Origin of the sequence: Rhodoplanes sp. SY1, assembly GCF_046000175.1 — a bacterium.
GTDB lineage: Bacteria > Pseudomonadota > Alphaproteobacteria > Rhizobiales > Xanthobacteraceae > Rhodoplanes.
This window is the reverse complement of the sequence record NZ_JBEOMB010000226.1, coordinates 1-614: the sequence shown is the minus strand read 5'-3', so window position 1 is coordinate 614 and position 614 is coordinate 1. Positions and strand designations below refer to the sequence as shown.

General features: G+C 63.4%; 1 tRNA gene. It reads left to right on the top strand.

What is annotated here, in order from left to right:
• The first annotated feature begins 150 nt into the window (after positions 1-150).
• Positions 151-240: transfer RNA gene (locus ABTU92_RS28700), tRNA-Ser, on the top strand.
• Positions 241-614 lie beyond the last annotated feature (374 nt).

Sequence of the window (614 nt, the reverse complement as noted above, 5' to 3'; positions counted from 1 at the left end):
CCCGGAGGAGGCGAGGGGGACGACAGGGGCTCGAAGCGGGCGATATCGCAGCGCCCCCGCGGTCACGTCCGCGCGCCCCCCGCATGGCCGAACCCCTCGCCGGGACAGGGCCTTGCATTCTCCCGCCCGCCTCCGTATCAGGAGCGCTCCGGAGGGGTGGCCGAGTGGTTGAAGGCGCACGCCTGGAACGCGTGTATACGGGAAACCGTATCGTGGGTTCGAATCCCACTCCCTCCGCCAGCCTAAAGCCTGCCCTGAATCAACAGAAAAGTCAGGGACTTACCGCGACGCGCAATGCGTCGTACCCTAACGCCGCCCCCAACGCTCCGGCCCTAACTGCTGTGCGCGGTCGCCGCCTCAACCCCGGCGATCACAGGCCGCCCGTGGTATTGGGTCACCGTGTGTGACGGAGGATGTGTGAAGTGCTGGGGCTGGTCGCCGACTATGGCCGTCTGGGCGCTCGTAGGTGGTGAGGCAACCCTCAGAAGTTCTCAGTGGGGCCAGAGATTATGTCTTCCAAACCAAACAGAATTGGGTAGAAGGGAGTCCCTGATACAACCTGGAGACTTGGTTATGGGGCTTGCGTTTGAAGATTTGAGAGCCGATCCAAGAAG